Annotated in this window: 3 protein-coding genes and 1 pseudogene; 1 reads left to right on the top strand and 3 read right to left on the bottom strand. The window is 58.8% G+C overall.

From position 1 onward, the window contains the following. Nucleotides 1-153: 153 nt before the first annotated feature. Nucleotides 154-264 (bottom strand): annotated as a pseudogene (locus AB3X89_RS38990) (recombinase family protein); the annotation flags it as partial. Nucleotides 265-545: 281 nt separating this feature from the next. Further along, entirely contained in the window at nucleotides 546-2,756 is a 2,211-nt protein-coding gene (locus tag AB3X89_RS38985) for a Ulp1 family isopeptidase (protein ID WP_368587913.1), read from the bottom strand. 252 nt (nucleotides 2,757-3,008) lie between these two features. Here AB3X89_RS38985 and AB3X89_RS38980 point away from each other — a divergent pair. After that, nucleotides 3,009-3,709 (top strand): IS6 family transposase gene (locus tag AB3X89_RS38980; protein WP_368587912.1). Its coding sequence is split into 2 segments (ribosomal slippage): nucleotides 3,009-3,507 and nucleotides 3,507-3,709, totalling 702 coding nucleotides; the frame shifts between segments, so codons are not numbered across the junction. Here AB3X89_RS38980 and AB3X89_RS38975 read toward each other — a convergent pair. Continuing rightward, a partial coding sequence (locus AB3X89_RS38975; protein WP_368587911.1) for a transposase occupies nucleotides 3,691-4,085 on the bottom strand: 395 nt, incomplete at its 5' end. The genes AB3X89_RS38980 and AB3X89_RS38975 overlap by 19 nt on opposite strands.

Here is a 4,085-nt window from a genome sequence, read left to right as displayed (position 1 = left end):
GCAGCGCGAGGGCGTGATTATCGCGAACCTCGTGAATCTGTGGAACAGCTTCGGCAAGGCCGTTTGCGTCAAAAAGCTCTAGTTGCCTCCGCAACCAACTGCGGGCCTACCCTGCTGAACAAAGCCGTTGCAACTCAGGGCGATCCCAACGCCGCCGGAAGCCTTTTCTTCAAATATGCGTCGGCAACCGGCTTTTCTGAGTGCAGCAAGCTGGGTGGCGTTGTCCTGATCGGTAGTCGAGACACGAGCATAGCCGAGTTTCATGGCCTCAGGGCGTCTCCTTTCCAAGGGTATGGCCAGCATCTCGTAAACCAGTTGCCATTCGTTGCAATTGTGCAATATATTTGCGCACGGCGCAAATGCCGATTCGGTCGAGTCCGGCGTTTTCTTGCGCAAACGAACGTTTGTGCAATCGACCGGCGAGGAGCGGTATGCCTGTCAGTTTTCTCACGCCTACCCAGCGCGAACGCTACGGTCAGTATCCCGGCGCCATGTCGGCCGATGAGGTCGCACGCTACTTCCATCTCGACGACGAAGATCAGTTGTCAGCCGAGGTTCAAGGTCTGCGTGAGCCAGACCTCGTTTCCGTACAAGGAGGCCATATAGCGCTGACCGTGAATAAGCATGTATGTCTGGGGCACGTAAGGGCTTGGCATCAAGCCCTGGTTCTCCAGCATGTTGACGAGCATACTCGAGGCGCGCTGATTGCCGTGTTGCCAGTCGCCAACCAAATGGCTGATATCGGGGTAAGAGCCTGACGCCGACTGGTCGCCACCGTCAGGCACCTGTCGCGGCCGTTGCGGCCGCGCGATTTCAGCCCTGAATCGCTCGGCCTGCGTCAATACACTGATGACATGTTGCCGGTCCGGCTGAATGTCGCTCAGATCCATGCCCCCGCGCTGTAATGCCTCGCCACTGATAAACCTGCGCGCCAGTGTCTCGATTCCACTCAGCACATGGTAACCACAGGCATCCTGGTCCGGCTGCGGCACGATGGGCGTGCCCACGGGCGCCCTTGCCCCCAGGACCGCCGCCACCTGCGCTGCCTGCTGGAATTGGGCGGTACCGGTGGCGCGACGGGCGCGCTGCGGTGGCACCGTCGAATCGTAGTGGAAAGCCTGCCCTGACGTCCTGTTCACCACGAGCAGTGACCAGTGGAGGTTGCCCACGTTCACGGGCAGGAACAGGATCGGCGGGGAATCCGGGCCAGCAATGCGGGCCAGAACACTCATTTGCTGCTGCGGATTCCCCTCGGTCAGCAGACGGACCTGCTGCGGATCGACAAAACTGAGCAAGTGCGCATGAGGTTGCCCCTGCAGTTGCTGTGTCAGCACCTCGGTATAGGTGACGAGATCGCTGTCCCACAACCAGGGGTCGCCAGCTAATCTCTGGGCAACGCCACTGATGGGGCCCTGGGGAGACCGATAGCTATCCACCTCGACAATTTCCGGATCTGCTGCGTGCGAGGGTCCGACGACCGACTGCGGGGTATCCGGATCGAACGCGCGGCTGCCGTAAGCCACCCCGTAACCGAGCGGCGAAAGACCGGCAAAGGTGGAACCGGACTCCTCGGGGCGGTTGTACCCCTCCCACGGACTCAGGCCGCGGAAAAAGGAGGAACCGGGAGGACTTTGAGCAGCCTCTGCCCGGTCATACTGTTCGTTTGAGAAGGTCCCGAGCGCTTCCTGCCATCCAGGCCAGACCTCATCTGGAGTATGGAAGGGCTGGGAGCTTCCTGCAGGCTGATCGGGTGCGCCCTGCCCGACACCCATGCGGCGCAGTGCAACAAGCGCCTGTTTTGAACTTCGCAAGTTTTTGTTTAGGTCCGCGGAGGACCGGTTGAGATGCTCGTACAACGCATCCGATTGCTTGGGACCCAGACGCCCGTTAATTGCCGGAAGCTTGTTCTTTTTTAGCCAGGAACTGAACTGGCGAATGCCGTTTGCGTACCTATAAGCCGTTTCATCGCTATACTTGTACGGTGACGGCGGGTCGTAAAAAATTTCCGAAAGCGCCTCATCTTCCTTGTATGGAGCTGACGAGCCCATCTCCTTCTGCAGTACGCGGAGTATTCTTATCAAATTCTGGCCCTTCGTACCCGTTGCAGCAGCATACGTACCAACGTCAGCATCCAACGCGTCGATGCGCCCATTGATTGCCGGCCGGCCACTGCGTCTCAGCCACGCGCTAAAGTTGCGAACGGTACCCGCAAATGTAGAATTTGTCGGACCTGTCGAATTTGCAACGAAATCAATAAGAGCCTGATCTTGTTCGCATGGACGACTGTTTCCAAATCTACGCGCATCTTCCAAGGCCCACTGTACCTCTCCTTTCGAGTCGATATTCCGGGCGATCTCGTCAAGTTCGGGGTCGCCAAGTCGGCCCGCGAAACCCGGGCATGCATTACTCAACCTTGCCAGGGCGTCAACACGCACCTCCAGAGACCAGCCACCCGGTCGTCGCCGTCGGCTGTCAATATAGCTTTCAACGAATGCTTTGTCCTCCTGATTGTAAATAACTGTTTTTTTTGCATAAGAGATTCGGCAGACGACCGGTTCGCTTGCCCTACTTCCCCGCTCAAGCTGCAAGTCCTTCAAGCCCTGCATCACTTCCGCCGGCTGCGCGGATCCATGCGCTGGCGACCCTGACCGAGAGTGGGAGGGGGGCTGCTCCTGTCGCACCTGCTGTTCGAGCAGCTCCGCGTAGGCCTGACTGAATCGTTCGATGTCCCACGGGTTCCACGAATTGCGGTCCACTTCATCTTCCTCCTGCAACTGGTTGCGGATTTCGGGGGGATTTCAGCGGTTGCCCGTTGAAGGTGCCAATGATGCATGAAGGGCCCTGCATGGCAAGATGCGCACGACGAAGTGATGCGCCCGAGGGGCGAACAACTGGTTGGGGGTTTTCTGGGCGTTGTCACGTTGTCAAGGGCGGTCGAGTAAGATGACCGGATCTGTCGCAATAAGGCAGTCTGGTATGCTGACGGGCCTTAATGGGTGACTTGATCGATGACCGAGAAGCTGAGGCCAGGTGTGGCAAAAGTACTCAAACGGTTGCATTACCCGCTGGACGTGATGTTGCTGTGCGTTCGGTGGTGCGTGGCCTATCCGCTGAGCCTGCGTCATCTCGAACAGATGATGGCCGAGCGCGGGATTGCGGTCGCTCATTCGACCGTTCATCGTTGGGCACTCAAACTGTTGCCCGTCCTGGAGAAGGCGTTTCGACGGTGCAAACGGACAGTCGGCAGGAGCTGGAGGATGGACGAGACCTACATTCGAATCAGGGGTGAGTGGCGGTATCTCTACCGGGCTGTCGACAAGGCAGGCAACACCGTTGATTTTCTGCTGCGAGCCCGACGGGACAAGGCTGCGGCCCGGGCCTATTTCGAAAAGGCAATCGACCAGAATGGCGAACCCGAGACCGTGACGATCGACAGGAGTGGATCGAATCTGGCTGCCTTGCAGGCGATCAACGCCCCGCGGGAGGTGCCGATCAAGGTCCGCCAGAAAAGTATCTGAATAACATCGTCGAGCAGGACCACCGCGCGATCAAGCGCCGGACCCGCCCGATGCTCGGGTTCAAGAAATTTCGTTGCGCCCGCATTCTCCTGGGTGGCATCGAAATCATGCACATGATCGTCAAGGGGCAATTGAACGACGGCGGCGTTGGTCAAACTCCCGCGCAGCAATTCTATTCACTGGCTGGATAAGGAGTCCATACCATATCGGATTTGGCCGACCTCTCGCTCTTACTGCGACAGAACCCGTCGCGGCCGTACTTCTGGCGATGCCATTCGCTGGCCCGGCCAAACTTCATCCCGCTGCTGTCGACGATCAAACTGATCGCCTCGCCTCTGGACAGGTAATCGGCGACGCGCTGGCAGCGCTGTTTGACCTGAGTCTCAAGCGCGCGAAACCGCTCGCTGAGCAACCCGAAGCTCGGCACCGCGATATCCAGCCCGCGCAGCGCCCAGAATTCCTGCATATGGCCGGTGATCTGCCGCATGCCCCAGTTGAACAGGCGGTAGAACGTGAAAATCAGTTCGAGGTACGCATCGCTGTAAGTCTGGGACTGGCCCGACACGC

The sequence above is a fragment of the Paraburkholderia sp. BR14320 genome (genome assembly GCF_040948665.1).
Lineage (GTDB): Bacteria > Pseudomonadota > Gammaproteobacteria > Burkholderiales > Burkholderiaceae > Paraburkholderia > Paraburkholderia youngii.
This window is presented reverse-complemented; position numbering and strand designations above follow the sequence as displayed.